This is a genomic window from uncultured Nisaea sp. (genome assembly GCF_963974195.1).
Classification (GTDB): domain Bacteria; phylum Pseudomonadota; class Alphaproteobacteria; order Thalassobaculales; family Thalassobaculaceae; genus Nisaea.
In genome coordinates, this window is record NZ_CAXBDC010000021.1 from 1 (window position 1) to 26,627 (window position 26,627).

Genomic DNA, 26,627 nt, shown 5'->3' on the forward strand with positions numbered 1-26,627 from the left:
ACGCAGATGCCATGAGCGGCGTAGCCTTTTTCAAGCCAGCCTTGAAGAAGGGCGCCGCCCATTTTGCCGCATCCAAGCAGCAGGAGAGATTTGTTCATTGGAAGGTCAAGCTTCTCCGACAACATCCAGCAGGGAGGCTTGCATCGCCTCTTCCGCCGATTTTCCGCCCCAGATGACGAACTGGAACGCAGGGAAGAAGCGCTCGCATTCGGTCAGGGCGACATCCACCAGATCCTCGAGCTGCTCGACGCTCGCGGAATGCGCGCCACGCAGCAGACAGGTCTGACGAAACATCGGTGTTCCGTCTTCGGTGGAGAGGTCGAAATGACCGAGCCAGAGTTTCTCGTTGATCATTGCAAGCAGGGAATGGACCTCGCGCCGTTTCTCGACCGGAACCCGGCTTTCGAAAATGCACGAGAAGTGAAGCGCTCCCATATCCTCCTGCCAGAGGAAAAAGAGCCGGTAGTCAGCCCAGCGGCCTTGGATTTCGACGGCAAGCTCATCTGTGCTCGCACGCTCGTGAGCCCAATCATTGGCTCCGACAATTTCCTCCATCAGGTCTAACGGATTACGGGGAACTTCAACCGTTTCGACGTAAGTCAGAGACATACTATCAAACCCCCTCTGAGAGGTGCGCTGTCCGGCGCTCCGGGACGATCGTAGACAGGGAAGCTTGGTCCGTCAGACCGCGATTAACAGCCCGACTAGATCTAGCGTGATACCAATCGCCAAGTACCACGAGAAGTAGCCTCTCAAATGCGAAACCCGCGATCAACCTATATTTCGTGGGTCGCGTCCGAAATATTGGTCTATTTAGTTTTCTTTACAAAACAGCGGCTTATTTATTCTGTGCCGCATCCGGCGCAGCGGATTTGGCGGAAGTCGTTGTTTTTGCCTGCTTTGGCGCCCGGCGTGTGGTCTTCGCCTTGGCCTCCTTGAGGCTTGCGAGCTCCTTTTCAAGCATTGCAACACGTTCCGCAAGCGCTTCCTGCTCGGAGCGCGCCTTGCTCGCCTGTTCGCGCACGGCCGCGAATTCCTCGTATGTCACAAGATCGTGCTCACCGAGATAGCGCTCGAACTGCTGACGAATCAGCTGCTCCATCTCCTCGCGGACACCGGCGGCGGCGGACATGGCGCCGTTCGCCATCTTGGCGATGTCATCGAAAAATCTGTTATTCGTCTGCATCGGCGGCTCCTCCTGGTCTGGCCCGGCTGCCGGATATTGGGCAAATCCTCGGGGCACAAGCAGCGTCCGTTCCCAGACCTACTACTTTCGAGCTTGCGAAAGCAATCCGCGTCGGGCGAGAAACATCCATATAGAGTTAGGATCGGAGGAACGAGCATGATTGTCGTTACAGGCGGCGCCGGATTTATCGGATCCAACCTGGTCGCCGCCCTCAGCGAGCGCGAGGATCTGGCGCGGGACATCGTGGTCTGCGACACGCTCGGCGCCGGAGAGAAGTGGCGCAACATCGCAAAGCGCGAGTTGGCCGACATCATCCCGCCCGAGGATCTGTTCGACTTTCTCGACAGGCACAAGAACGTGGTCGAGACCGTGTTTCATCTTGGTGCCAGTTCCTCCACCACCGAACGCGATGCCGATTTCATCGTTAAACAGAATTTCCGCACCTCCGTCGATCTGTGGACATGGTGCGCCGAGAATGACGCAAGACTGATCTACGCCTCGTCCGCCGCCACCTATGGCGACGGCAGCGAGGGTTTCGAGGACGACGCCAGCATCGACGGCCTCGCCGGACTGCAGCCGCTCAATCCCTATGGCTGGAGCAAGCATCTGTTCGACCGCCGAATCGCCCGCCTGGTTGCCGAGGGGCGCAAGACGCCGAAACAATGGGCCGGACTCAAGTTCTTCAATGTCTACGGCCCGAACGAATCCCATAAGGGCAACCAGCAGAGCGTGGTGGCACAGATATATCCGCGCGCCGCAGCCAACCTGCCGGCGACGCTGTTCCGCTCCCACAACCCCGATTACGAGGATGGCGGCCAGCTTCGCGATTTCGTCTGGGTTGGCGATTGCGTCGAGGTGATGATCTGGCTGCACGATACGCCGGACGTCTCCGGCCTGTTCAATCTCGGCACCGGCCAGGCCCGCTCCTTCGCCGATCTCGCCCGCGCGGTGTATGTCGCGCTTGAGAAGGACCCGCGAATCGATTTCGTCGATACGCCGGTGGAGATCCGGGACCGCTACCAGTACTTCACCGAAGCGCGCATGGAGAAGCTGCGGGATGCCGGGTATCCGGGTCAATTCACCCCGCTTGAAGAAGGCGTGCGGCGCTACGTCCAGGACTATCTCGACACCGAAGACCCTTATCGCTGAACGCGGGAGCGACCCTTATGGAGCAGGCAGGCCTGCCTTTCCCGAATATCGATCCGGTGATCTTCTCCGTCGGACCGTTCGCCGTCCGCTGGTACGCACTCGCCTACATCGCCGGGCTGATCCTCGGCTGGCGCTATTGTGTGCATCTGTGCCGCCGCACACCGCATTTCATGGACCCGTCCTCGCTGGATGATCTGCTGATCTATGCCACGCTTGGCGTGGTGCTCGGCGGCCGCATCGGCTACGTGCTGTTCTACAATCTCCCCTACTATCTCGAAAACCCGGCACAGATCCTGATGGTCTGGCATGGCGGCATGGCCTTCCATGGCGGCATGCTCGGTACGCTCGCCGGGTTGTTCCTCTTCGCCCGGCGGCGCGGCATCAATCCGCTCCTGGTTGGCGATATCGTGGCGGCGGCGGCGCCGATCGGGCTGTTCTTCGGACGCATCGCGAACTTCATCAATGGCGAGCTCTATGGCCGCGCCACCGATGTTCCCTGGTCGATGGTGTTTCCGAATGGCGGCCCGATGCCGAGACACCCAAGCCAGCTTTATGAAGCCGCGCTGGAAGGCCTTGTGCTGTTCATCCTTATTGCCCTGCTGATCGCCCGTATCGATATCAGGCGCTATCCCGGTGCAATCGGTGGCCTGTTCTTTGCCGGATACGGTATCGCCCGCTTCATCGTCGAGTTCTTCCGGGAACCCGATGCGCAACTCGGCTTCCTGTTCGCGGGCGCGACCATGGGACAGCTTCTTTCGCTGCCGATGATCCTGGTCGGGACCGGGGTGATGATCTGGGCTCTCCGCCGTCCTCCGCTCCCGGATAATTCATGACGGCAAGCCCGCTATCGGCACATCTGAAGGCCCTGATCGAGACGGACGGTCCGCTCACCGTGGCGCGCTATATGCGGGAAGCCCTGCTGCATCCGGAGCACGGCTATTACACGACGCGTGAGCCGTTCGGCGTGGCGGGCGACTTCATCACCGCGCCGGAGATCAGCCAGACCTTCGGCGAGTTGATCGGCCTCTGGTGCGCCGCTGTCTGGCAGCAGACCGGCAGCCCGACGAAGATCGCGTTGGTCGAATGCGGCCCCGGCCGCGGCACATTGATGGCCGACGCACTGCGCGCCGCCCGCATCGTGCCGGGCTTCCGCGATGCCATTGAGGTCCATCTCGTCGAAGCCAGCCCCCGGCTCCGCGCCCTCCAGCGCGAGACATTGTCCGGCACGGATGTCACCTGGCATGACACGGTGGAAACACTCCCGAACGCCCCCTCCCTCATTCTCGGCAACGAATTTTTCGACGCCCTGCCGATCCGGCAACTAATCCATCGCGATGGCATGTGGCGGGAGCGCTGCATCGTCCAGGATGCCGGAAATGACGCCCTTGGCTGGTCGGAGATGCCGGCACCGGCCGACCTGGTCAGGCTGGCGCCTTCCGCCCTGATACCCGCAGAGGGTGACATATTCGAGATCTGCGAGGACGGCCGCACGGTCGCCGAACAGATCGCACGGCACATTGCCCATTGTGGCGGCGCCGGACTGTTCCTTGATTACGGCCACGGCAAAAGCGCTTTCGGCGACACCTTCCAGGCACTGCGCGGCCATCAATATGTGGACGTGCTGGAGAAGCCCGGGACCGCGGATCTGACCGCCCATGTCGATTTCGATGCCTTGCTGGAAAGCGCCGCGTCCGGCGGCTGCACCTGCTTCGGCACCGTGACACAGGGGCAATTCCTCACCGCGCTTGGCATCGAACCCCGGGTCCAGGCCCTTGTCGGAAAAGCCTCCCCCGCCCAGGCGGCGACAATCCGTAGCGGCGCGCGGCGCTTGATCGAACCCACCGAAATGGGCACGCTGTTCAAGGCTGTGGCGATTGCCGCGCCGGGAGTGGATGCGCTTCCCGGTTTCGGCCCGCCACGGAACAGGTCGATGCGTGAAACGGGAGCCTTTTCAGGGTGATCCAACTTGACGAGATGAATACGGACAAGATCCGCCACGCTTTCTATACAAGGCGCGGCGGGGTCAGTCAGGGCATCTATCGCTCGCTCAATTGCGGGCTCGGATCCGGGGACACGCGAAAAGCCGTCGTCGCCAACCGGGCACGAACCATGGCCGCACTCGATTGCGATGCCGGGGCGCTCTTCACCTGCAACCAGATCCATTCCGCAATCGTCCATGTCATCGACAGCGACGAGCGGCCAGACGAGCCCCCGCGCGCCGACGGCATGGTGACGGCACGCAAGAACATCGCCCTCGGCGTCCTCTCGGCGGATTGCACACCGATCCTGTTCTCCGACCCGGGAGATGGCATCATCGGCGCCTGCCACGCAGGCTGGCGCGGCGCGCTGAACGGCGTCATGGAAGCAACGGTCGACGCGATGATCGAACTCGGCGCCCGTGCGGACAACATCCAGGTCGCCGTCGGTCCCTGCATCGGCCAGGCCTCCTACGAGGTCGGTCCGGAATTCCCGCAGCCGTTCCTCGAGCAGGACAAGAACAACGCCGCCTTCTTCAGTGCCGGCAATCGCGAGGGGCACTTCCAGTTCGACCTCTCGAACTACTGCGCCTCCCGCCTGTCCCGTCTCGGGCTGGGCGAGCTCTACCGGCTCGATTGTGATACCTGCAGGGACGAGCCGAACTTTTTCAGCTACCGGCGCTCGCGCCTGCGCAATGAGCCGGATTACGGACGGCAGCTCTCAACCATCGTCATATCGGAGTAGCTTGTGCTGCATTTCACCGAGCAGGAGCTCGCGGACCGCCGCGCGCGGACCATAGACCTGATGCAGCGGCGCGGCCTCGACGGCCTGCTGATGTTCCGCCAGGAAAGCATGTTCTACCTCACGGGGTATGACACGTTCGGTTTCTGCTTCTTCCAGTGCCTCTATCTCGGCGCGGACGGGCGTCTTGCCCTGATGACGCGGGCGCCGGATCTCCGGCAGGCGCAGAACACCAGCATGATCCAGGATATCCGGATCTGGGTCGATCGGGACGGCGCCACACCGGCGAGCGAGCTGAAAGCCATGCTGGGCGAGTTTGGCGGCGCCGGAAAAACCTTCGGCATCGAATACGAGGCCTATGGTCTGACCGCACGGAACGGCATGGCGATCAACGCCGAACTCGACGGCTTTTGCACACTGATCGACAGCTCCGAGCTGGTTTCCGAACTGCGCGTGGTGAAGTCCCCGACAGAGCTGGCCTATGTCCGGCGCGCCGCCGAGCTGGCGGACGATGCCCTCATAGCCGGGCAGGAGCTGACCGGCCCGGGTGCCTTCGAGGGAGACATACTCGCCGCCATGCAGGGAGCCGTCTTCAAGGGTGGCGGTGATTATCCCGGCAACGAGTTCATTATCGGCTCCGGCTCCGACGCGCTGCTGTGCCGCTACTTCACCGGCCGCCGCACACTGGAGGCCGAGGATCAACTGACATTGGAGTTTGCCGGGGCATACCGGCACTACCATGCCTGCATGATGCGCACGCTCCCCATCGGACCGGCGAAGCCCGGGCATGTCGACATGCACAGCGCCTGCGTGGAAGCACTGGAAGCCTGCCGCGCGGCACTACGTCCCGGCAATATCGCCGGTTCGGTGTTCGACGCGCATGCCTCCGTCATGGACCGGCGCGGTTACAGCCATGCCCGGATGAATGCCTGCGGCTACTCTCTCGGCGCCGTCTTCGCTCCGATGTGGATGGACTTCCCGATGCTCTACCACGGCAACCCGGTTGAAATCCGTCCCGGCATGGTGTTCTTCGCACACATGATCCTGATGGACAGCAACAAGGATCTTGCCATGACCCTCGGCGAGACCTTCATTGTCACCGACGATGGAAACGAACGGCTTTCCAGGCTGCCGCTCGACCTTGTTCGCAAATAGCACTCCGGGGAAGACGCCGAAACATGCCTCATCTCCATATCCTGTTCGCAGCGGCCGTCCTCGGGCTGCTTGTCAGTTGCGTCCTGGTGATTTAAGTCCCGCACCATGAAAGACAGCCCCCCGTGCCGGGACTTCTCCGCACGCCGCCTCATCCTGCCGGTCCTGCTGGTACTCTTCCTGACCGGCTGCGGAGAAATACCGCGCCCGTTCAGCCGGGAGCCTTACCAGAAATCAGACGTCGAATTTCTTCTCGCCCCCGAAGCCGCCGGCATCTATGTCGAGCCTATCGAGGGACCTGTGGGCTGGGTTGGGGAAGCCATGGCGGCGGCGCTCTCGAAATCACTGGTCAAACACAATGTCATCGCCAGCGCCAGCGCCCGGAACAAGCGCAGCTATGTTCTCAAGGGCCAGGGCTATCAGCAACTCCATGTCGGACAGCCTTCCGAACTTATTCTCGATTGGGAGTTGAGCGACCCGTCCGGCAAGGTCATCGGCGAGAAACGCGTCGCCTCGGTTCCGCCCGCCGCATTCTGGGAAGCGCCCGACGCCGCCCATTTCAAAGACATCTCCAACCAGAATGCGCCGGATATCGCGGCCTGGCTGCTCCCGCAGATAGAAACCCTCGCCACAGCCGATCTTCCCGGACTTTATGTCGATCTGATCGAAGGCAAGGCCGGCAGCGGGAATGCCATCCTGCGCCAGGCCCTGCTGCGCAAGCTCCGCGCCCGCGGCGTGGCCATAGAAAACAGCGGCACGATCCCGGAGGGCGCACTGTCCCTGAAAGGCAGGATCGACATCAAGCCTATCAATGCAGACACCGATATCGTCGCCATTTCCTGGCGCCTTATCGATCCTGCCGCCCGGGAAATCGGTGTCATCGACCAGCAGAACGCGGTGTCCGCCGGCAGCATGGAAGAGAATTGGGTTTCCGCCTCGCCACTCATCGCGGACGGCACCATGCAAGGCCTTCTGCCCCTGCTGCGTGCGTATGGACGCCAGAGAATAGGCGAGAAACCTGTCACAAAGCGGCAATAACCCTTGCGCGCTTTCAACACGCGCTGATATGTTCCGCCCGCTTCTACTGATGCTGATTTCTTGAAGATCCGGCACAGCAAGATAAGGATTTCACCGCTCCTTCCCCAACCGAGATCACAGGGCACGAATGTCAGACGTTCGTATGAAGATCCTGGCCTGTAACAGTAACAGGCCACTGGCGGAAACAATCGCCGCCTACCTCAACATGCCATTGACGAAGGCCGACGTCCGCCGGTTCTCGGACATGGAAGTGTTCGTCGAGATCCAGGAGAATGTGCGCGGGGAAGACGTTTTCGTCATCCAGCCAACCTCCTATCCGGCGAATGACAACCTGATGGAACTGCTGGTCACGCTCGACGCACTGAAGCGGGCCTCGGCACGGCGCATCACGGCTGTCATTCCCTATTACGGCTATGCCCGTCAGGACCGGAAATCAGGGTCCCGAACACCGATATCCGCCAAGCTGGTCGCCAATCTGATCACCACGGCCGGCGCTGACCGGGTGCTGACCATGGATCTCCATGCCGGCCAGATACAGGGGTTCTTCGATATCCCGACGGACAATCTGTTCGCCGCCCCCGTCTTCCACAAGGACATCACGGACCGCTACGGCGACGAGCAAATCACCATCGTTTCGCCCGATGTCGGCGGTGTTGTGCGTGCTCGCGCGCTGGCCAAGCCGCTGAACGCCGACCTCGCGATCATCGACAAGCGCCGCGAACGTGCCGGTGTGTCCGAGGTCATGAACATCATCGGTGACGTGAAGGACAAGCGCTGCATTCTGGTCGACGATATCGTCGACAGCGGCGGCACCCTCTGCAATGCCGCCGAAGCCCTGATGGCCTCCGGCGCGGTTTCCGTCGATGCCTATATCACGCATGGCGTGCTCTCCGGCGGCGCTGTTGCGCGCGTGACATCCTCGCCGCTGCAATCCCTGGTCACCACGGACAGTATCGCGACCACGGAAGCCGTTCGTGTCGCACGCAATATCCGCCAGATTTCGGTCGCGCCGCTTCTCGGCGAGTCGATCCGGCGCATCGCCGAAGAGCGCTCGGTTTCCAGCCTCTTCAACTTCTAGACCTGCCGCGCCGGACCGGCATGCCGGTCCGGGCCGCTTTGGGCTAGCTTTTTCCGGCGAAAGCCACTAAAACGCCCCGCTCATCCGTTCCGCCTTGCGGGCTGGCACCCCTGGAGGTCAGCCGCACGCGGAACATCTTTATTGGAGAATAAAATGTCTGATGTGATCGCACTGAGCGCCCAGACGCGTGACCGGGTCGGTAAGGGGTCCGCCCGTGCCGCCCGTCGCGCGGGGCTCATCCCGGCCGTAATTTACGGCGACAAGAAAGACCCGGTTTCCGTGACGCTCAATGAGCGTGCGCTGACGAAGCTGCTTCATCAGTCCGGTTTCTTTTCGACCCTGATCGATCTCGAAGTCGACGGCAAGAAGCACAGCGTGCTTGCCCGTGACGTGCAGCTGCACCCGGTCACCGATCGTCCGGAGCATGTTGATTTCCTTCGGGTCAGCGCCTCTTCGACCATCACCGTCGAAGTGCCGGTTGAGTTCATCAACGAAGACAAGTGCCCGGGCCTCAAGGTCGGCGGCGTTCTGAACGTCGTGCGTCACGAAGTCGAAGTGAGCTGCCGTCCGGACCAGATGCCGTCTTCCCTGACCCTCGACCTCGAGGGCTGGAATGTCGGCGACAGCATTCACATCAGCGCCATCGTCCTTCCGGAAGGTGTCACCCCGACCATTACCGATCGGGATTTCACCGTCGCAACCATCGCTGCTCCGTCCTCGATGAAGAGCGAAGCCAGCGAATCCGAAGACGAGGCCGAAGATACGGCTGAAGACGCCGAAACCGAGTCCGAAGACTAATCTGCCGCGCCGTGCCCGCCTCCTCGTGAGGCGGTCCGGCGGGAGGGGACCGAGCGATGTTTCTGTTCGTTGGCCTTGGAAATCCCGGGGCGAAATACGAGCTGACGCGCCATAATATCGGCTTTCTCGTCGCTGACGAAATTGCCTCAAGCTATGGTTTCGGTCCTTTCCGGGCACGCTTTCAGGCCCTCACCGCCGACGGTACAGTCGGCGGTGAGAAGGTCCTGCTGATGAAACCGACCACCTTCATGAACGATTCCGGCCGCGCGGTCGGCGAAGCTGTCCGGTTCTTCAAGATCCCTCTCGAAAACATCATCGTCTTCTATGACGAGATCGACCTTGCCCCCGGCAAGCTGCGCGTGAAGCGCGGCGGCGGAAGCGGCGGTCACAATGGTATCCGCAGTCTCGATGCCCATATCGGCAAGGAATACTGGCGGGTCCGTCTCGGCGTCGGCCATCCGGGCGACAAGAACCGGGTGAAGGATTACGTGCTGCAGGATTTCGCCAAGGCGGAACGCGCCGGCTGGCTCTCGAAGCTCGTGCCCGCAGTCGCCGACGAGGCTGACCTGCTGGTCAAGGGCGAGGATAGCGGCTTCATGAGCCGGGTCAGCCAGGCCGTCTTCCCGCAGCGCCCGAAACCGCCAAAACCGAACAACAAGCCGGATACAGCCAAGGCTGTCGGCGCCAGCGATAACAGTCAGGAAAATTAAGTCATGGGCTTCAAGTGCGGCATCGTTGGCCTGCCGAATGTCGGCAAATCCACCCTCTTCAACGCGCTGACCGAAACGGCGGCGGCGGAAGCGGCGAACTATCCGTTCTGCACCATCGAGCCGAATACCGGCCGCGTGGCCGTGCCGGACCCGCGCCTCGAAAAGCTCGCCGAACTCGCCAGCTCGAAGACCATCCTGCCGACGCAGCTTGAATTCGTCGACATTGCCGGTCTGGTACGCGGTGCCAGCAAGGGCGAAGGTCTGGGCAACCAGTTCCTCGCCAATATCCGTGAGGTCGACGCTATCGTGCACGTGCTGCGCTGCTTTGCCTCCGACGACATCACCCATGTCGAAGGCTCCGTCGATCCGCTGCGCGATGCCGAGACCATCGAGACAGAGCTAATGCTTTGCGATCTCGACAGCCTGGAGCGCCGGGTCTCCCCGCTGGAGAAGAAAGCCAAGTCCGGCGACAAGGACGCGAAGATCCAGGTCGCCATCATGACCAGACTTCTGGAAGCCCTGCGCGACGGCAAACCGGGCCGCTCCATCGATGACTGGAGCCCGGAAGAACAGAAGATCGTCGCCACCCTGCAGCTGCTGACCACCAAGCCGGTGCTCTATGTCTGCAATGTGGACGAGGAAAGCTCCGCCGAGGGCAATGAATATTCCGCCAAGGTGTTCGAGATGGCGAAAGCCGAAGGCGCCGTCGCGGTTGTGATTTCAGCCGCCATCGAGTCCGAAATCGCCCAGCTCGGCACCACCGAAGAAAAGGCCGAATTCCTGGAGACTCTTGGTCTGGAAGAAGCCGGTCTCGCCCGCCTGATCCGTGCCGGTTACAGCCTTCTGGATCTGCTGACCTTCTTCACGGTCGGCCCGAAGGAAGCCCGGGCATGGACCGTCGGGCGCGGTGCCAAGGCACCGAACGCGGCAGGCGTCATCCATACCGATTTCGAGCGCGGCTTCATCCGGGCGGAAACCATCGCCTATGACGATTTCGTCGCCTGCGGCGGCGAGAGCGGCGCCAAGGAAGCCGGCAAGATGCGGGTCGAAGGTTCGGAATATCTGGTGAAGGACGGTGACGTCTTCCACTTCCGCTTCAACGTCTGACCTCGACAGCCTTCAGCCGGCATTGACGGCGGGCATCAGCTTCCGCCGGGCCAGTGCGAGAAACAGCAGCCCGGTCGCGAACATGATCAGGCTGTATGTTGCCGCCGGAATGACGTAGGCGCCGCCGCCAAAGATCAGCACGCCCACCGCGATGGCGAGGGTACCGTTCTGAAGGCCGCATTCGATGCAGATCGAAATACGCTGCTCCGGCCCGCTGCCAAGCGCCTGGGCGCCGAGGAAGGCGAGCGCCATCATGACGACGTTCAGCGCAAGCGTGACCAGTCCGGCTTCGGCGAAATACGCCACCACATTTTCCCGCTCCTGCAGAATTGCACCCGCGAGGACGAGCACGAAGAACAGGGTCGAGAGCTTGATGGCATAGGGCGCGCACCGGTCCGTCAAACCGGGCACAAAGTGACGCACTGCCATGCCGAGCAGGACCGGCACGGTCACGATCAGGAAGATGCTGATCGCGGTTTTGCCGATCGAGACTTCCCCGGCCAGTGCCTCACCGGCAATCTGTTGATAGGCCATGCCGAGAACCAGCGGGATGGTTACCACGCTGAGCAAACTGGCGACAGCGGTCAGCGACACCGAAAGCGCGACATCCCCTCTCGCCAGAGAGGTCAGGAAATTCGATGTCACGCCGCCCGGCGCCACGGCGATCAGCATCACGCCCATCGCGATTTCCGGTGCCAAAGGCCAACTGGAAACCAGCAGAAAACCAACGAGCGGCAAAAGCAGCATCTGGAAGACCAGCCCGGTCACCATATCCCGCGGCTGCGTCAGCAACCGGCCGAAATCGGAAATCCGGAGCCCCAGTCCCAGGGTGAACATCATGAAAGCCAGGACCAAAGGCAGGACGATGTCAGTGACGATCCCCATTTCGAACCTCGTTATTCAATTTGACCACCCTTCGGCGTGCCGGGAATCCCCAATATCACAAAGGGTTCGTGAAGGCTTCAACAAGGATAAACGCCATAAGCGGTTATGGACGTGGAGTGTTGGTGAAGAACGGCGATATCTTTCACGTCAACGTCAACGTCGGGGCGTCTTCCGCAGCGAGGACGGCGCTCTGCCATAGAGCGCCCGGAACACGTCATTGAACCGCCGGATACTCTGAAATCCGGCGGCGAAGGCAATCTCCGCCATCGGCATCTCGCCAAGATCGATCAGACGTTTCGCCCGCTGCACCCGTGCGGTCGCCGCGACCTGAGCCGGACTGGCCCCGGCATGCCGGGCGAAAAGCCGGGACAGGTGCCGTGCGCCAATCCCGAGACTGTCCGCCAGTGCCGTGACCGGCTTGTCATCCAGATATCCCGCCTCGATCATCCGCATTGCCCGGCCCACCGTTGCAGCCGTTCCGCGCCAGGCGGGACTGCCGGGCGCCGTCTCCGGCCGGCATCGCAGACATGGCCTGAACCCCGCATTCTCCGCAGCGGCGGCGGTCGGGTAAAAGCTGACATTGGCGGACTTTGCCGGACGAACCGGGCAGACCGGCCTGCAATAGATCTTCGTGGATCGCACGCCGCTGAAAAACAGGCCGTCAAATGCCGGGTCCCGCGCCAGTCGCGCCCTGTCGCAGGTTTCGGGATCGGGGAAGTCGGTCTCGTCGGATTGCATAACAGCATGATCCTCTAGCGGTTCTCGCAACGCTAGCTGGAATCGGACTCAATCCCGGGATGACAGCCGAATACAGCCAGCAAGACCACAACACGGGTGCGACAAAAGGTTAACCGGAGGTCTCCCATGTCGCACAAAACCCCGAATATCGCTGTCGAAACCGGCCTGCTCGTCCTGCTGTCTTTTCTCTGGGGTGGCTCATTCACCCTGACCGAAGTGGCGCTCGATACTGTGCCGCCCGCCAGCATCGTCGCCGCGCGCCTCATCATCGGCGCGGGCCTTCTTATCCTGACCGCACTTTGGATGCGGCTGAAATTCCCGAGCACGATAGCCGCCTGGTCCGCCTTGCTGGTGCAGGGTATCCTGCAAAGCGCCCTACCCTTCACGCTGATCAGCTGGGGGCAGACCCGGATCGACAGCGGTCTGGCGGGCTTGCTGAACATCACACCGCCGCTCTTCGTCTTTCTGATCAGCCTGATATTGCTCGGTGACCGCGCCAATCTCGGCAGACGGTTTACCGGCACAGTAATCGGCTTCGCGGGCGTTGCGGCAACGCTTGGCCCCGCCGCCTTCGCCGACGATCGGGGCTCCGTCCTCGGACAGCTTGCAATCACCGGCGCCAGCCTCAGCTACGCCCTGGCCGCCCTCTTCGCCCGGCGCTTCTCCGGCCAGCCTCCCATCCTGACCGCGGCCTGTTCCATGAGCATGGCAGCGGCAATCATGATCCCCGCGGCATTCCTGACCGATCAGCCCCACACCCTCTCTCCCAGCATTGAGGGCATCGCCGCAATCCTTGGCCTCGGGTGCTTCTCGACCGCCATCGCCATGGCGATCTATTTCCGGCTGGTCCGCACGCTTGGACCGCTCGGCGTCACGACAGGCAGCTATCTCAGGGCTGGCTTCAGCATGCTGCTCGGGGCACTCCTCCTCGGAGAAGCGCTCTCAAGCGCGCAGATGCTCGGCTTTGTTCTGATCCTGCTTGGGGTCGCGGTGACGACGGGCCAGATCCGGTATCCGTTCAGAGCCCGCCATGCACAATGATGGCGAGTCCTTCATCCGGGTCCGGCGCCTCGAAATATCGGGAGATCAGATCGAAATCCGCATCGCTCGGCGCGAAGGCATGTGTTCCGCTCGCATTGCGCTTGCGGAGACGATCGCGGCATTGCGCTTCGGAGAGATCGAGATAATGCAGGATCGGCAAAACCTCCGCCGCCTCGGCAAGCTCCCGCATCCAGGCCCGCAGCCCCCGCGTATTGGCCGGAAAATCCAGCGCTACCGTCGTGCCGCCACGCAGCAGGGAGACCAAATGCGGCTCCATGACCGACCGCAGCCGCGCCGAATAGCGGACATAATCGTCGAAGCTCTTCAGCTCCGGCCCGTACAATGCGCTCATCCAGTCATCCTCGCTGATCAGCAGGGCGTCGGACTGACAGGAAAGGCGTTTGGCGAAAGTGGATTTACCGGCGGCGATCTTGCCGCAGAACAGATGCAATATGGTGGACATGGCGCTTTACCGTATCCGGGTCTAGGAGCCCGGCTGCGGGCATTACCCGCGGGTTTTGGAACAAGGGTATACGATGACCCGGCCTGTTGGTCAGACCGGGTCGGTAATAACTCGGCGCACCACGAGGGTCGCCGCCTTGTTCAGAAGCGCGTTCATGCCTTTTGATTAGCGCAACATGCACGGCCCGTCACGCGGAAACCGCTTTGCTATCCGCATCCGCAGGTTCTAGAGTCCGCCGCTCGGAGCAAGCCAGCGGAGGGACTGATGGGCGAGTTCATGCAATTGACGGCGTCGGACGGGCACAAATTCGACGCATATCTGGCACAGCCGAGCGGAAAGCCCCGCGGCGGCGTGGTTGTGGTGCAGGAGATTTTTGGCATCAACGCGCACATCCAGAGCGTGGTGGACGATTATGCGGCCGAAGGATATCTGGCCATCGCGCCAGCCCTGTTCGACCGGATCGAGCCGAAGATCGAGCTGGGCTATGAAGCCGACGACATCGAAAAAGGCCGCGACTACAAAACCCGCAGCGAAACCGATCCGGCGCTGCTGGATATCGCCGCCGCACGGGATACCGTGGCGGCAGCCGGCAAGGTCGGCGTGGTCGGCTATTGCTGGGGCGGGTTCCTGGCCTGGGTAGCGGCGACCCGGATCGACGGCTTTGCCGCCGGTGCGAGCTATTATGGCGGCGGTATCGGCGCGGTCGCCGAAGAGAAGCCGAAATGCCCGGTGATCTTCCATTTCGGCGAGCAGGACCATGCCATCCCGAAAGAGGATGTCGCCAAGGTGAAAGCCGCGCATCCGGAGCTGACAGTCAACATGTACCCGGCCGGACACGGCTTCAATTGCGACCACCGGGGCAGCTTCGATGCCACCAGCGCGAAGGTCGCCAAGGAGCGCACGCTGGAACTGTTCGGCGCGCATATCGGTTAAGCCGAGCCAGCTCGCCATAATCGCGGTGCCTTGGCTGGCACCGCGATAAGGGAGCTACCTCCCACCTGTCAGGTTCGGAGCACGCGCCATCCAGTGCGGCCATTCAAAATATCTTTGTGAGATTTAGCGGGGCGTCAGGCTCGCAATCTCTTACACTCCTTTGGAACAACGTGGAAATCCGTCGTTTGCGCGACTGACTGTTCAGCACTTATCCGATGTCTTGTAGGTGAGCCCAGACCGTTGGACTCTTATAATATCGCAATCGATTACAGAGACCCGGCATGGATCGCCATAGCGTTTCTGTCCGGATTGCTGTTTCGCCAAATCAACCTGCCACCAATGATCGGCTTCCTGGTCGCCGGTTTCATTCTGCATCTGTTTGGCGCTGAGAGCGATCAGTTCCTTGCCTCCATAGCCGATATGGGCATCACACTGCTGCTGTTCACCATTGGCTTGAAATTGAGGTTAAGCACTTTGCTGCGCCCGGAGATCTGGGCGACCACGAGCCTGCACATGGGCGCTACGGTTGTTCTCGCCGCCGCCTTTATCGCAGCACTCGGCTGGGCCGGTTTCCTTCTTTTCGACGGTATGGACTATCAGACCGCGCTGATCATCGCGTTCGCCCTGTCTTTTTCGAGCACAGTCTTCGCCGTCAAGACTCTGGAAGATCGTGGCTCACTGATGTCGCGCTATGGTCAAGCCGCGATCGGCATCCTGGTCATGCAAGATATTGCCGCCGTGGTTTTCTTAGCCTTCTCCGCAGGAAAATTGCCTTCAATCTGGGCGGTATCCCTTCTCGCCCTTATTCCCGCGCGTCATATGCTGGGCTATCTGATGGAGCGGAGCGGTTATGGCGAACTGCTGGCCGTTTTCGGGTTCAGCATGGCGCTCGGCGGCGCAGCATTGTTCGAGTTGGTGGGCATGAAGGGCGATCTTGGCGCTCTCGCGCTGGGAGCGCTGTTGGCAAGTCACACCAAGGCCAAACACCTCGCCAATATATTGATGAACTTCAAAGATGTGTTTTTGGTGTGTTTCTTCCTGTCCATCGGGCTCACCAGTTTGCCGACGTGGGAAACCGCAGCAACGGCAATGGTTTTGCTGATTCTCATTCCGGTTAAAACACTCTTGTTCACCTGGCTTTTGACTAGGTTTCGGATGCGCGCCCGGGGATCGACGTTTGGCGGGCTGGTTCTGGGCAACTATTCCGAATTCGGCCTGATCGTTATCGTCATCGCCATTGGCGCGGACTGGCTAGCAGCCGACTGGTTGACAGTCATCGCTCTGGCATTGTCCATTTCCTTGATTATCTCCTCAGCCATGAATGTTTACGCGCTGGAGATTTACAGCCGCTTCAGCGATGCCGTGGCAAGATGGGAAACTCGAGAACGCTTAATCGGTGACGAGGATATCGATCTAGGCGGACACCGCATTCTGATCTTCGGAATGGGGCGTGTCGGACGAGCCGCATATGATGAAATGCGCATCCATGCGGAAGACAAAATCGTCGGGATCGATCTGGATGAAACGCAGGTTGAGCGAAACTGCGATGAGGGGCGCAACGTTGTCCTAGGCGACGCCACAAATTCCGAATTCTGGTCTCGTCTCGTGACCCCTCATGCGGACATTGAAATGATCCTGCTCTCGATGTCGAAACACCAATCCAATATCGATGCCGCACGGCAGATGCGTGAGCGCGGGTATAAAGGCCCCATCGTCTCCACATCGCTTTTCCCGGACCAGGAACAGGAACTCCTGGAAAACGGCATCGACGAGGTTTTCAACATCTATGACGAGGCCGGCAGCGGCGCCGCCACACGCATGCACGGACTGCTGGAAAGCCGACGGCCCTGAATAGAGGCTTACCGCCTCAAGCCAAGACCACGCGCCGTCACACGCCGGGCAGCCGGTAGTCCCTGAACTTCTCGCGCAAGGTCATCTTGGACAGCTTGCCGGTTGCCGTGTGGGGAAGTTCGTCGACGAACACCACATCGTCCGGCAGCCACCATTTCGCCACCTTGCCACCGAGAAAATCCTGCATCTCTCCGGCAGTCAGCCGCGATCCGTCCTCCAGTACCGTGATCAGCAGCGGACGTTCCACCCATTTCGGATGCGGCACCGCGATCACCGCGCATTCCGCCACATCCGGATGCGCCAGCGCCGCGCTCTCCAGATCGATCGAGCTGATCCACTCTCCGCCGGACTTGATGACATCCTTGGTCCGGTCCACCAGGAAAAGGAAACCATTCGGGTCGATCCGGGCCACATCGCCGGTTTTCAACCATCCTTCATCGTCGAACGCCCCGTCCGTCGCCGCCTCGTCATTGAAATAGGCGCTCATGATGGCGGGGCCGCGCACATGCAGCTCCCCGAAAGCGACGCCGTCATGGGGCAGGCGCGTGCCCTCCCCGTCAGCAATCTTGAACTCAACCCCGAACATCCGGCGGCCTTGCGCCGTCTTCAGATGCATGCGCTCTTCCTCCGGCAAGGCGCGCTGCCGGGCATAGAAAACGCCGACCGAGCCGACCGGGCTCATCTCGCTCATGCCCCAGCCATGTACGACGGTGACGCCGAAATCCCGCTCGAATTCCTCGATCATCGGTTTCGGCGCGGCGGAACCGCCAATCAGCACGCAATCGAACCCATTGGGCTTGCGGCCGTGCTTGCGCATCTCGGCCAGCAGGCCGAACCAGACTGTCGGCACGCCCCAGCTGGTATTGACCTTCTCCTGATCCATGAAGGCGAAAAGCCCCGGACCGTCGAGTCTTGTGCCTGGCAATACGAAGTCCGTGCCAACCAGCGGAGCGGCAAATGGCAGGCCCCAGGCGTTCACATGGAACAGCGGCACCACCGGCAACAGAGAGCGCTCGGGACTGAGGCCGATGCTCTGCCCGACCGCCAGCAAGCCCATGGTGTGGATGAGAGTCGAACGATGGGAATAGAGCACGCCCTTCGGGTTTCCGGTCGTCCCGGATGTATAGCAAAGCCCCGACGCCTGCCTCTCATCCAGATCAGGCCATATAATGGTATCCGGCTGCCCGGCGAGCAGATCCTCATAGGCCAGAACATTGAGCCCGGTTTCCGGCAAGTCCCCGGCCGCGCACATCACCACAAAGCGCAGATCAGGCGGCAGCCGGTCCGCCAGTTTCTCCACCAGCGGCAGAAAGCTGGTCTCCAGAAACAGAACCCGGTCTTCAGCATGGTGGACGATATAGAGGATCTGGTCCTCGAACAGCCGGGGATTGATGGTGTGGCAGACAGCCCCGATCCCGGAGATCGCGTAATACAGCTCGAAATGCCGGTAGCCGTTCCATGCCAGCGTTGCCACCCGGTCACCGTCCCCGATGCCGAGGGCACGCAGCGCGTGCGCAAGCCGGGAGACGCGCTTGTGCGCATCCTTGTAGCTGTAGCGATGCACGTCCCCCTCGACCCGGGCGGAGATCACCCGCGCATCGCCATGAATCTCGGCGGCAAAATCAAGGATGCTCGGCACCGTCAGGGGACGGTCCATCATATTGCCTGGCAGCATGTATTTCCTCCCGTGCGCACACCAGCTCTTCGGTCTGGTTTGACTTGCACGAAGAGAACCCTAGCAAGCGCGGCGGGCAGTTGAACAGAGCGCTGCTTCCTGGAAATTTGAGGCTATCAGCCCCCCATCTAAACCTTTAGAGGTATCGCTCAAAAGTAACGTCGAACCAGAGCCTCGAACGCCCCGTCATGACACGCCACTATTTTACCGTCTGCGCCATCTTCAGAGACGAAGCCCGCCATCTCGAGGAATGGCTGACTTTCTATGAGCTGCAGGGAGTGGAGCATTTCTTCCTGTATGACGATCAGAGCGTGGACAATGCCAAAGCGCTGCTGCAGCCGTGGATCAACCGCGGGCTGGTGACATATCTTCGCATTTCAGGCGGCACGAAGCGTCAAGGCGGTGCTTACAGGCACTGCCTGGAAAAACACGGAAAATCCGCGCGCTGGATCGGTTTTTTCGATCTCGATGAATTCGCCTTCTCTCTTGATGGCAAACCGTTGCGGGAGATTCTGCAGGATTACGAGCAGGTGCCGGGACTCGGCCTCAACTGGACCCTTTACGGAACGTCAGGTTTCGAGGAACAGCCGACAAGCCTGACGATGACGTCATACCAACTGCGCGCGCCGATCAATGTCCGGATCATGGACAGAGGTATGCTCATACCCGGGAGGCCGCCGGAGGAAACGGCGAGTTACCGGCATCTCGGCACGCATATCAAGAGCATCATCAATCCGGCGGAAGTCGAACGCTACCTCTCCCCACACAGCTTTGAATACAGGAACGGCGCTTTCGCAATCGACGTGCTGGGACGGCCGATCCGGGACACCCCTTACAATGCCTTCACTCAAGAGCCGCTGGGCGGCCCGCTCCGGATAAATCACTATTGGTCCAGATCCGGGGCCGAGTTCACCCGCAAGCTGGCGCGCCCGCGCGCCGACTCAGACACCTTCCATTTTGAAAAAATGGCCCGCTATAAGGAAAGCTGGATGAACAAAAGCTTTGATCCAGCCATTCTGCCCTTTGCAAAGCAGGTTGCGGAACGTTTGGAACGGCCGTTCGAGACCGGGACCGAAGCCGAATGGCAGGCCCGCCTGGAAAGACTGGCACAACAGGTGTTCAAGCCTTAGCCAAACGTTTCCGTGTATTCTCTCTTGCCTATTGAGGTTGTCAATTTTCGAGAGAGAGCCACGGGCGTTTGAGTTGCGGCTGCGTTTGGAGGCATATGTGTCGTTTCTGGCAATCGGTTATCAGGCCGATTTCTTATAAGGGGCTCACACCCGACGAACACCTTACGGCGTTCGACTAAGCAAAGCTGAGATTCAAATCGCAGAGGCCGCACGCACGACGATCTGCGCCTAGCCCATCAAAGTTTCGTTCGAAGAGCGTGAAGCCAAACATGATACCGCTTCCTGATCAGAGTGAGTAATTATTGGTCAGTTTGAATCAAGTATGAGTCGGCAATGACGCTCAATTACACCGATGCTACGCTCATTAATTGTAGGGCAAGCATTTGTGAAGGATGGACACACAATGAGCGAGTCCAAACGAAATTATTTCAATGATAGTCCAATCGAGGCAACGGACGATGACCGCTACGGCGTGACCGGATTTGCAGAATCAATCGCCAAGAGCATCACGCGAATGCCGAAGCCAGTGGGAACGACCATTGCACTCAATGGGCCGTGGGGGTCGGGCAAAAGCAGCGTCGTCAATCTCATCCGTGCTTCCCTCACACAATCCGGCAACGACAAGCTGGTGGTCTCGGACTTCAAATGCTGGTGGTATCGAGGTGAAGAAGCGCTGGCACTTGCCTTCCTCCAAAGCCTGAATGGAACGTTGCGGACCAGCCTGGGCGATAAGGTAAAAGACCTAATCCCCAGTATCACTCAACGCTTGCTACAAGCTGGGCCAACCATCGGAGCGGCAGTAACGCTAGCAAGCGGAGCGCCATTAACAGCGCTGTTCACTGGCGGTTCGAAATTTGTGAGTACCTTCTTTCCGCAGGGCGATACCCTTGAGAAGACATTTCAAAAGCTAGCCAATATCCTTGCTAATGAAGACCGTCGTTTCCTGGTTGTGATCGACGACATCGATCGTCTCACGCCCGAGGAAGCCATAGCGATATTCCGGCTGGTGAAGTCCATCGGCAGCTTGCCAAATGTCATGTATCTGCTGGTGTTCGACCGCGATTTGGCCGAAAAGGCGGTTCAAGAGCGGTTCCCTTCGGAAGGTCCTCACTTTCTGGAAAAAATCGTTCAGGCGGGATTTGAATTGCCTCGCCCCCTCCAAACAGACTTGAACCAAGCGGTGCTTACCGCAATCCAGGAAATTTGCGGCGACCCAGAAGAGGCTCAGATCGTCCGTATCATGAACCTGTTCTACGATATCGTGGCTCCATACATGGCAACCCCTCGACATGTGGCAAGATATCAGAATGCAATCAGCGTGACGTGGCCGGCGGTTGAAGGCGAGGTAAGCTTGGCCGATTTCATCGCTCTGGAAGCGCTACGTTTGTACGAACCCGGCCTGTTTCGGGCGATACGCTCCCGAAAGGAGGAGGCGTGTGGTATCTCCAATCAGCATAACGGCAACCAGAACCACGACGATCGCCTGAAGCCCTTCCTGGATGACGTTCCTCTGTCACGCCACGCTCTCGCTAAGGGAGCATTGCAGCGCCTGTTCCCAAGGCTCGAAAACATGGGCTACGGCGGCGATTGGATTTCACGTTGGGATGTCGAACGTCGTGTCTGCATCGAGGCTCATTTCGATACCTATTTCCGCCTCACCCTAAGTGACGAAACACTCCCGACAAAGTTTATCGAGGAAATGACAAAACGGGCAGATGATGTCGATTTGATCAAGACGACGATGAGAGCGGCCGCTAAAATTATCCGTCGCAATAGCAAATCGATGGTGCCTGTCTATCTGGATGAACTAACCACACATGCTGCTCGCATCGACGTAGAGAAGGTACCTGCTTTTCTCGGTGCGCTATTCGAGATTCATGACGAGATCGATCTTGAGGCCGATGCTGAACGCGGGTTTGGCGGAATAGCAAATACGAGCCTGCGCTATCACTGGCTGTTGCGTCGAGTCACAGCCGAACGCTTAACACCAGAGGAACGTAGCAATGTTCTCGTTGCAGCGGTCCAGAATGCGCCCCTCGGTTGGCTAGTCGATTTTGCTTCGTCAGCCATTGGCGATCACGAGGAGGAACGGGAGCAAGGTCCAAAGCGGGACGAGGATTGCCTTGTGCAAGCCTCCGCCATTGAGCCTGTGCGCAAACTGGCATTGGATACAATCCGTACTGCCGCTGCGAACGGCTCGCTGATTGGCCACCGGGATCTCGTCTACGTCCTTTATCGTTGGCGCGATCTGCTCGGCGGCGATCCGACCGAAGTGCGCGAGTGGACGGGCGCGCGTATCCTCGAGGATTCCAGCCTTGTCGCATTTGCTCGGGATTTCACAGGACGCTCATGGTCTATGGGAATGAGCGGGCTTGGAAGCCTCGGTGATCGTGTTTCTAAGGCCACCATAGTGGCACAGATCAGCGACGATACCGAGATTATTGACTCCGAGGCATTTCGCGCTCGACTGGAAGAAATCGCGGCAGATGGAAAGCTGAAACAAGACGACCTGAAGACAGTCCAGACGCTCCTAGATGCCTGGGATCGCAAACGCGCTGGTAAAAATGGATTATTCGACAGATAGCCATCAGAGAGAGCGGATAGTTGACAGTCGGCTTACTGCGGCCATGGCGTTCGATTTGGGCGTGCATAATAAGCTTAGACACGCCGACCTACTTCAGCCGTGCGCAGATCGTTCAGGCGCTTTGCAAGCGAATGGTGTGTCTGCCGTTCGGGCATTGGCTCAGATTAAGAAGGCCGTTCCGGTTGCTCGCGAAGACCAGCGCTAGGCTATTCATCTTGCTCTGGGAACAACCAAAGGAGAGGCAACATGCAACATCAAGCCTTCCAAGCAGGAAGAACAGCGGTAATCACCGGCTCTGCTCTCGGCATTGGCCGCGCTGCTGCACTCCGTCTCGCCGGGATGGGTCTGAAGGTCTGCCTGGTCGACCTGCCATCGGCGGACCTTGACGAAGCCGAAGAGAGCGTCAGAGCAAAATCAAGCGTGCCCGGCTCGGTGATCGCCGTACCGACGGACGTTTCCGATCCGGCAGCAATTCAGGCACTCGCGGCCACCGTGCGAGAGAAATTCGGCGGCGCGGACATTCTGCTGAACAATGCCGCCTCCCGCGCAGGACGCGGGTTCGACGCCGATATCGAGGAATGGCGCCAGCTGGTCGAAGTCAATCTCTGGGGCGTGATCTACGGCACCCGTGCCTTCCTGCCGGGCATGCGGGAGCGCGGAACGCCCGCCGTGATCGTCAATACCGGCTCAAAGCAGGGCATCACCAACCCGCCGGGCCACCCGGTCTATAATCTCAGCAAGGCGGCGGTGAAATCCTATACGGAAAGCCTGGCGCACGAGTTGCGCAGCACCGGCGCGAACAACGTGACGGCGCATCTGCTGATACCGGGCTGGACGACCACCGGCAAGAACGCACACCGGCCGGGTGCCTGGCTGCCGGATCAGGTTGTCGAACGGATGCTGGAGGGGATCGAGGCCGGATCCTTCTACATCGTCTGCCCCGACGATGAAGTCAGCGAGGAAGAAGACCGCCGCCGCATTCTCTGGGGAGCCGGCGACATTACCGAGAACAGGCCTGCCCTCTCCCGCTGGGACCCGACGGTCGAACACGCCTACCAGGTGTTCAAACCCTGAACGGGGTGACTTTCAGAACGGCATCTCCATGGCCACCCGGCGTTCCACCGGATATCGCGTGGCTTCTTCCGTCAGCGCCTCGGCGAGAGCGGCGGAAAGATTATCAGGCGCCAGACGCGAGAAACCGATGCGCTCATAATAAGGCGCATTCCAGGGTACATCCGAGAAAGTCGTCAATGTCAGGCGGCTGAGTCCCCGCCCGCCGAAGAACCGCTTCACCGCGCGGACCAGCCCCACGGTGCGCCTCTCGCCACTGAAATCCGGATGCACATCAAGCTGGCGAATATGCAGATCGCCATCACGCGGCAAGACCCACATCGCTCCGGCCGGCCGGTCTTCCCCGGTCACGGATACCCAGAGCCGCCACTTATCCTGCGCGTCGGCCAGGTCTTCCGCGCTATCCGGCTCATGCGTCGCGATTTCGGGATAGGGCGTGTCGAGAAACATGCGGCCCGTCTTGCGCTGGATGTCCCGGACGATTTCGATCTCGTCCGGGCGCGCCAGCCGGCACGGGCCGCCGGTACCGTCAGTCATCGCAAACCTTTTAGCGCAGCGGCTCGAGGATCGAGACGTAGTTCGCCACGGCTGCCCCGCCCATGTTGAAGATGCCGCCCATCTTGGCTCCCTTGATCTGCATGTCACCGGCTTCGCCACGCAATTGCATGGACGTCAGGACGTGCATGGAGACACCGGTGGCGCCGATCGGATGCCCCTTGGCCTTCAGGCCACCGGACGGATTGACAGGCAGCTTGCCGTCCTTATGGGTCCAGCCTTCCTTGACGGCGCGGGCACCCTGGCCCGGAGCGGTCAAGCCCATAGCCTCGTATTCGATCAGCTCGGCGATGGTGAAACAGTCGTGCGTCTCGACGAAGCTGAGATCGTCCAGCCCGACCCCGGCAACACCGAGCGCCTGCCTCCAGGCCTCGCCGCAGCCTTCGAACTGGATGATGTCGCGCTTGGACATGGGCAGGAAGTCGTTCACCTGCGCCGCCGCCCGGAAGGCAATGGCCTTGTCCCGGCCGAGCGCGGTCTCGACATCGGTCAGCACCAGCGCCGCCGCGCCGTCGGAGACCAACGAGCAATCAGTGCGCTTCAGCGGACCGGCAACGAACGGGTTCTTCTCGGACTCGTTCCGGCAGAATTCGTAACCGAGATCCTTGCGCATCTGGGCATAGGGATTGTGCACGCCGTTCGCATGGTTCTTCGCCGCGATCATCGCGAGCGCATCGGACTGGTCGCCATGGCGCTGGTAATAGGCCTGGGCTATCTGACCGAAGACACCGGCGAAACCGCCCTCGATGCCGGCCTCTTCCTTCAGATAGCTCGCCTTCAGCAGCGTCTCGCCGATCTGCTTGCCCGGCAGGCGGGTCATCTGCTCGACACCGACACAGAGCACGACACGGGCTTTCTTGGCGGCAATCAGGTTCAGCCCCTGATGCACGGCGGCACTGCCGGTCGCGCAGGCGTTCTCGACACGGGTCGCCGGCTTGAAGCGGAAATCGTCGGAGCTCTGGAATACCAGGCTGGCAGTGAAGTCCTGGGGCGAGAAGCCGCCATTGAAATGGCCGAGATAGACGGCATCGACGTCCTTCGGCTCGAAACCCGCATCCGCCACGGCTTCCGCCGCGACCTTGACGATCATGCTCTCGACATCTTCGTCCTCATGCTTGCCGAAAGGCAGATGAGACCATCCAACGATACATCCGGTCATGAGACTTTACTCCCTGATTTTCTGCGCCGTGCGGACACGGCTTTGATTTTCCCTAGCAGAAATCGGGGGACGAGTCCCACACTTCAATGCTGCACTGCGAGATGTAAGCGGTGCCAATCCGGAAAGACCGGCCCGCCAGTCCGGCCCGTCAGTCAAGGCGAGACACAGCCCTTCCGAAAGCTCAGAGCGTTTCGACGAACTTGACCGGCGCACCCGATGCCTTGCCGACAAGCTCATCATCGCGCATCACGATATTGCCGCGCACCAGCGTCGCCATCACCCAGCCCGTGACCTGCTTGCCGTCATAAGGCGTCCAGCCGCATTTGCTGGCGATCCAGTCATTCGTGATGGTGCGCTTTGCCTTCAGGTCGACGATGGCGAAGTCGGCATCGTAGCCCTTCACGATCCGGCCCTTGGACGCAATGTTGTAGACCCGCTGCGGGCCGGCGGAGGTCAGCTCGACCAGACGGCGCAGGGACAGCCGCCCCTCATGCACATGGTTCAGCATGTTGACCAGCAGGGTCTGCACCCCGGTCATGCCACTCGGCGTCTGCGGATATGGCTTCGCCTTTTCTTCCTGCGTGTGCGGCGCGTGGTCGGAGCCGATCACATCAACCACGCCCTGCTCGATGGCGCGCCAGAGCGCATCCTGATGATGTTTCTCGCGCACTGGAGGGTTCATCTGGGCGAGCGACCCCAGTTCCTCGTAACAATCCGGTGCGGTCAGGGTCAGATGGTTCGGCGTCACCTCTACGGTGGCGATATCCTTGTTGGCCGCGAGGATGTCCATCTCCTCCGCCGTCGTCACATGCAGGATATGCACAGGCCGCCCCGCATCGCGGGCGAGCTTCAGGATGCGGTTGGTCGCGAGGATGGCGGTTTCCTCATCGCGCCAGATATTGTGGACGCGGGGATGGCCTTCTTTCTCGGCGATATGCTTGCGCTCTTCCAGCCGGTATTCGTCCTCGGCATGCACGGCGAAGCGGCGACGCCCGTCGGCCAGGATCTTCGCCAGCGTCTCGTCATCCTTGGCCAGCAGGGAGCCGGTCGAGGAACCCATGAAGATCTTGATGCCGGGGCAGCCCGGCAGGTTTTCATATTCATGCAGCTTGCCGACATTCTCCGCCGAACCGCCGACAAAGAAGGCGAAATCGACCCAGCCGCCCGCCTCGCCCCGGGCGATCTTGTCGGCGTGGGTTTCCGGCGTGAGTGTCAGCGGGTTAGTGTTCGGCATCTCGAAAATCGCCGTCACCCCGCCCATGGCCGCCGCCATTGTGCCGTGCGCGATGTCTTCCTTATGCTCCGCACCCGGCTCGCGGAAATGCACCTGGGTGTCGATCACACCGGGCAGCACATGCAGACCCGAGGCATCGAACACTTCCGCCGCCGATCCCGCATCGAAACTGCCAAGCCCGGCAATCTTGCCGTCCTTCACCGCGACATCCATCGCCTCGATCGCGCCGGGCGTGGCAACGGTGCCGTTCTTGATGATCAGATCGTAAGCGGACATGGGCGGGCCTTTCGGGAGGATCGATAGCTGGAAAGATAGCGATACCGTCGAAGCGCGCCGGAGACAAGTCGCGGGCATGAATACGGGACGGACCGT

Annotated in this window: 25 protein-coding genes; 16 read left to right on the plus strand and 9 right to left on the minus strand. The window is 60.6% G+C overall.

The genetic code is table 11. The features are described 5' to 3' along the window. Positions 1–105: 105 nt before the first annotated feature. Both AAC126_RS06800 and AAC126_RS06805 read right to left on the minus strand, forming a co-directional pair. Positions 106–609 (minus strand): YbjN domain-containing protein, encoded by a 504-nt coding sequence (locus tag AAC126_RS06800; protein ID WP_193172752.1) that lies wholly within the window; start codon positions 607–609, stop codon positions 106–108. A 229-nt stretch (positions 610–838) separates the two neighbouring features. Continuing rightward, the gene (locus AAC126_RS06805; RefSeq protein ID WP_339851385.1) at positions 839–1,186 is read right to left on the minus strand and encodes an accessory factor UbiK family protein; all 348 of its coding nucleotides are present in this window, start codon (positions 1,184–1,186) and stop codon (positions 839–841) included. Positions 1,187–1,342: 156 nt separating this feature from the next. Between AAC126_RS06805 and rfaD the strand changes: the two genes are divergently transcribed. From rfaD to ychF, 10 genes are all read left to right on the plus strand, one after another. Beyond that, positions 1,343–2,335, plus strand: coding sequence for an ADP-glyceromanno-heptose 6-epimerase (gene rfaD / locus AAC126_RS06810; protein WP_339851387.1), 993 nt, complete (start codon positions 1,343–1,345; stop codon positions 2,333–2,335). Positions 2,336–2,352: 17 nt separating this feature from the next. Then, entirely contained in the window at positions 2,353–3,168 is an 816-nt protein-coding gene (gene lgt / locus AAC126_RS06815; protein WP_339851388.1) for a prolipoprotein diacylglyceryl transferase, read from the plus strand. Continuing rightward, positions 3,165–4,295 carry an SAM-dependent methyltransferase gene (locus AAC126_RS06820; RefSeq protein WP_339851391.1) on the plus strand — a complete coding sequence of 377 codons (1,131 nt, stop codon included), beginning with the start codon at positions 3,165–3,167 and terminating at the stop codon, positions 4,293–4,295. The genes lgt and AAC126_RS06820 overlap by 4 nt, the downstream gene beginning before the upstream one ends. Further along, positions 4,292–5,056, plus strand: a complete 765-nt coding sequence (pgeF, locus tag AAC126_RS06825; RefSeq protein ID WP_339851394.1) for a peptidoglycan editing factor PgeF — start codon at positions 4,292–4,294, stop codon at positions 5,054–5,056. The genes AAC126_RS06820 and pgeF overlap by 4 nt, the downstream gene beginning before the upstream one ends. Positions 5,057–5,059: 3 nt before the next feature. Further along, positions 5,060–6,208, plus strand: coding sequence for a Xaa-Pro peptidase family protein (locus AAC126_RS06830; protein ID WP_339851397.1), 1,149 nt, complete (start codon positions 5,060–5,062; stop codon positions 6,206–6,208). Positions 6,209–6,313: 105 nt separating this feature from the next. Beyond that, a complete protein-coding gene (locus tag AAC126_RS06835; RefSeq protein ID WP_339851399.1) occupies positions 6,314–7,243 on the plus strand; it encodes a hypothetical protein in 930 nt (309 codons plus the stop codon). Between the two features lie 142 nt (positions 7,244–7,385). Next, complete coding sequence (locus AAC126_RS06840) at positions 7,386–8,321, plus strand: ribose-phosphate pyrophosphokinase (RefSeq protein ID WP_339851476.1); 936 nt, start codon at positions 7,386–7,388, stop codon at positions 8,319–8,321. A gap of 153 nt (positions 8,322–8,474) precedes the next feature. Further along, positions 8,475–9,119 (plus strand): 50S ribosomal protein L25/general stress protein Ctc, encoded by a 645-nt coding sequence (locus AAC126_RS06845; protein WP_339851401.1) that lies wholly within the window; start codon positions 8,475–8,477, stop codon positions 9,117–9,119. A gap of 56 nt (positions 9,120–9,175) precedes the next feature. Next, positions 9,176–9,829: an aminoacyl-tRNA hydrolase gene (pth, locus tag AAC126_RS06850; RefSeq protein ID WP_339851403.1), complete on the plus strand. Its 654-nt coding sequence runs from the start codon at positions 9,176–9,178 to the stop codon at positions 9,827–9,829. 3 nt (positions 9,830–9,832) lie between these two features. Beyond that, the gene (gene ychF / locus AAC126_RS06855; protein ID WP_339851406.1) at positions 9,833–10,936 is read left to right on the plus strand and encodes a redox-regulated ATPase YchF; all 1,104 of its coding nucleotides are present in this window, start codon (positions 9,833–9,835) and stop codon (positions 10,934–10,936) included. 12 nt (positions 10,937–10,948) lie between these two features. On the opposite strand, the gene AAC126_RS06860 is transcribed toward ychF, so the two are convergent. After that, on the minus strand, positions 10,949–11,821 hold the full coding sequence (locus AAC126_RS06860; RefSeq protein ID WP_339851409.1) for a bile acid:sodium symporter family protein: 873 nt from the start codon (positions 11,819–11,821) through the stop codon (positions 10,949–10,951). A 153-nt stretch (positions 11,822–11,974) separates the two neighbouring features. After that, positions 11,975–12,559, minus strand: coding sequence for an Ada metal-binding domain-containing protein (locus tag AAC126_RS06865; RefSeq protein WP_339851411.1), 585 nt, complete (start codon positions 12,557–12,559; stop codon positions 11,975–11,977). Positions 12,560–12,685: 126 nt separating this feature from the next. On the opposite strand from AAC126_RS06865, the gene AAC126_RS06870 reads away from it, so the two are divergent. Next, a complete protein-coding gene (locus AAC126_RS06870; protein ID WP_339851413.1) occupies positions 12,686–13,600 on the plus strand; it encodes a DMT family transporter in 915 nt (304 codons plus the stop codon). Here the strand turns inward: AAC126_RS06870 and AAC126_RS06875 are convergent. After that, positions 13,578–14,063: an ATP-binding protein gene (locus AAC126_RS06875; protein ID WP_339851415.1), complete on the minus strand. Its 486-nt coding sequence runs from the start codon at positions 14,061–14,063 to the stop codon at positions 13,578–13,580. The two genes, AAC126_RS06870 and AAC126_RS06875, sit on opposite strands and share 23 nt — an antisense overlap. A 264-nt stretch (positions 14,064–14,327) precedes the next feature. Between AAC126_RS06875 and AAC126_RS06880 the strand changes: the two genes are divergently transcribed. Together AAC126_RS06880 and AAC126_RS06885 are read left to right on the plus strand one after the other, a co-directional pair. Next, the gene (locus tag AAC126_RS06880) at positions 14,328–14,996 is read left to right on the plus strand and encodes a dienelactone hydrolase family protein (RefSeq protein WP_339851417.1); all 669 of its coding nucleotides are present in this window, start codon (positions 14,328–14,330) and stop codon (positions 14,994–14,996) included. 240 nt (positions 14,997–15,236) lie between these two features. Then, complete coding sequence (locus tag AAC126_RS06885) at positions 15,237–16,847, plus strand: cation:proton antiporter family protein (protein ID WP_339851419.1); 1,611 nt, start codon at positions 15,237–15,239, stop codon at positions 16,845–16,847. A gap of 37 nt (positions 16,848–16,884) precedes the next feature. Here AAC126_RS06885 and AAC126_RS06890 read toward each other — a convergent pair whose 3' ends face one another. Beyond that, the gene (locus tag AAC126_RS06890) at positions 16,885–18,522 is read right to left on the minus strand and encodes a long-chain-fatty-acid--CoA ligase (protein ID WP_339851421.1); all 1,638 of its coding nucleotides are present in this window, start codon (positions 18,520–18,522) and stop codon (positions 16,885–16,887) included. A gap of 188 nt (positions 18,523–18,710) precedes the next feature. Here AAC126_RS06890 and AAC126_RS06895 point away from each other — a divergent pair, with 188 nt between their 5' ends. From AAC126_RS06895 to AAC126_RS06905, 3 genes are all read left to right on the plus strand, one after another. Then, positions 18,711–19,652: a glycosyltransferase family 92 protein gene (locus AAC126_RS06895; RefSeq protein WP_339851423.1), complete on the plus strand. Its 942-nt coding sequence runs from the start codon at positions 18,711–18,713 to the stop codon at positions 19,650–19,652. A gap of 403 nt (positions 19,653–20,055) precedes the next feature. After that, complete coding sequence (locus AAC126_RS06900) at positions 20,056–22,236, plus strand: P-loop NTPase fold protein (RefSeq protein WP_339851425.1); 2,181 nt, start codon at positions 20,056–20,058, stop codon at positions 22,234–22,236. 246 nt (positions 22,237–22,482) lie between these two features. Beyond that, complete coding sequence (locus tag AAC126_RS06905; protein WP_339851428.1) at positions 22,483–23,310, plus strand: SDR family NAD(P)-dependent oxidoreductase; 828 nt, start codon at positions 22,483–22,485, stop codon at positions 23,308–23,310. A 12-nt stretch (positions 23,311–23,322) separates the two neighbouring features. Here AAC126_RS06905 and AAC126_RS06910 read toward each other — a convergent pair whose 3' ends face one another. The 3 genes from AAC126_RS06910 to AAC126_RS06920 all read right to left on the minus strand — a co-directional run bounded on the left by AAC126_RS06910 (position 23,323) and on the right by AAC126_RS06920 (position 26,531). Next, positions 23,323–23,844 (minus strand): GNAT family N-acetyltransferase, encoded by a 522-nt coding sequence (locus AAC126_RS06910; RefSeq protein WP_339851430.1) that lies wholly within the window; start codon positions 23,842–23,844, stop codon positions 23,323–23,325. Between the two features lie 10 nt (positions 23,845–23,854). Next, a complete protein-coding gene (locus AAC126_RS06915; protein WP_339851431.1) occupies positions 23,855–25,021 on the minus strand; it encodes an acetyl-CoA acetyltransferase in 1,167 nt (388 codons plus the stop codon). 181 nt (positions 25,022–25,202) lie between these two features. Then, positions 25,203–26,531: a dihydroorotase gene (locus AAC126_RS06920; RefSeq protein WP_339851433.1), complete on the minus strand. Its 1,329-nt coding sequence runs from the start codon at positions 26,529–26,531 to the stop codon at positions 25,203–25,205. Positions 26,532–26,627 lie beyond the last annotated feature (96 nt).

Excerpts from the sequence above, each read along its gene's own strand:
- AAC126_RS06840 (WP_339851476.1), top strand. The coding sequence starts at position 7,386 with ATGAAGATCCTGGCCTGTAACAGTAACAGGCCACTGGCGGAAACAATC.
- AAC126_RS06910 (WP_339851430.1), bottom strand. The coding sequence starts at position 23,844 with ATGACTGACGGTACCGGCGGCCCGTGCCGGCTGGCGCGCCCGGACGAG.
- AAC126_RS06860 (WP_339851409.1), bottom strand. The coding sequence starts at position 11,821 with ATGGGGATCGTCACTGACATCGTCCTGCCTTTGGTCCTGGCTTTCATG.
- AAC126_RS06875 (WP_339851415.1), bottom strand. The coding sequence starts at position 14,063 with ATGTCCACCATATTGCATCTGTTCTGCGGCAAGATCGCCGCCGGTAAA.
- AAC126_RS06900 (WP_339851425.1), top strand. The coding sequence starts at position 20,056 with ATGAGCGAGTCCAAACGAAATTATTTCAATGATAGTCCAATCGAGGCA.
- AAC126_RS06800 (WP_193172752.1), bottom strand. The coding sequence starts at position 609 with ATGTCTCTGACTTACGTCGAAACGGTTGAAGTTCCCCGTAATCCGTTA.
- AAC126_RS06895 (WP_339851423.1), top strand. The coding sequence starts at position 18,711 with ATGACACGCCACTATTTTACCGTCTGCGCCATCTTCAGAGACGAAGCC.
- AAC126_RS06890 (WP_339851421.1), bottom strand. The coding sequence starts at position 18,522 with ATGCTGCCAGGCAATATGATGGACCGTCCCCTGACGGTGCCGAGCATC.
- lgt (WP_339851388.1), top strand. The coding sequence starts at position 2,353 with ATGGAGCAGGCAGGCCTGCCTTTCCCGAATATCGATCCGGTGATCTTC.
- AAC126_RS06880 (WP_339851417.1), top strand. The coding sequence starts at position 14,328 with ATGGGCGAGTTCATGCAATTGACGGCGTCGGACGGGCACAAATTCGAC.
- rfaD (WP_339851387.1), top strand. The coding sequence starts at position 1,343 with ATGATTGTCGTTACAGGCGGCGCCGGATTTATCGGATCCAACCTGGTC.
- AAC126_RS06845 (WP_339851401.1), top strand. The coding sequence starts at position 8,475 with ATGTCTGATGTGATCGCACTGAGCGCCCAGACGCGTGACCGGGTCGGT.
- AAC126_RS06915 (WP_339851431.1), bottom strand. The coding sequence starts at position 25,021 with ATGACCGGATGTATCGTTGGATGGTCTCATCTGCCTTTCGGCAAGCAT.
- pth (WP_339851403.1), top strand. The coding sequence starts at position 9,176 with ATGTTTCTGTTCGTTGGCCTTGGAAATCCCGGGGCGAAATACGAGCTG.
- ychF (WP_339851406.1), top strand. The coding sequence starts at position 9,833 with ATGGGCTTCAAGTGCGGCATCGTTGGCCTGCCGAATGTCGGCAAATCC.
- AAC126_RS06835 (WP_339851399.1), top strand. The coding sequence starts at position 6,314 with ATGAAAGACAGCCCCCCGTGCCGGGACTTCTCCGCACGCCGCCTCATC.
- AAC126_RS06805 (WP_339851385.1), bottom strand. The coding sequence starts at position 1,186 with ATGCAGACGAATAACAGATTTTTCGATGACATCGCCAAGATGGCGAAC.
- AAC126_RS06820 (WP_339851391.1), top strand. The coding sequence starts at position 3,165 with ATGACGGCAAGCCCGCTATCGGCACATCTGAAGGCCCTGATCGAGACG.
- AAC126_RS06870 (WP_339851413.1), top strand. The coding sequence starts at position 12,686 with ATGTCGCACAAAACCCCGAATATCGCTGTCGAAACCGGCCTGCTCGTC.
- AAC126_RS06905 (WP_339851428.1), top strand. The coding sequence starts at position 22,483 with ATGCAACATCAAGCCTTCCAAGCAGGAAGAACAGCGGTAATCACCGGC.
- AAC126_RS06920 (WP_339851433.1), bottom strand. The coding sequence starts at position 26,531 with ATGTCCGCTTACGATCTGATCATCAAGAACGGCACCGTTGCCACGCCC.
- AAC126_RS06865 (WP_339851411.1), bottom strand. The coding sequence starts at position 12,559 with ATGCAATCCGACGAGACCGACTTCCCCGATCCCGAAACCTGCGACAGG.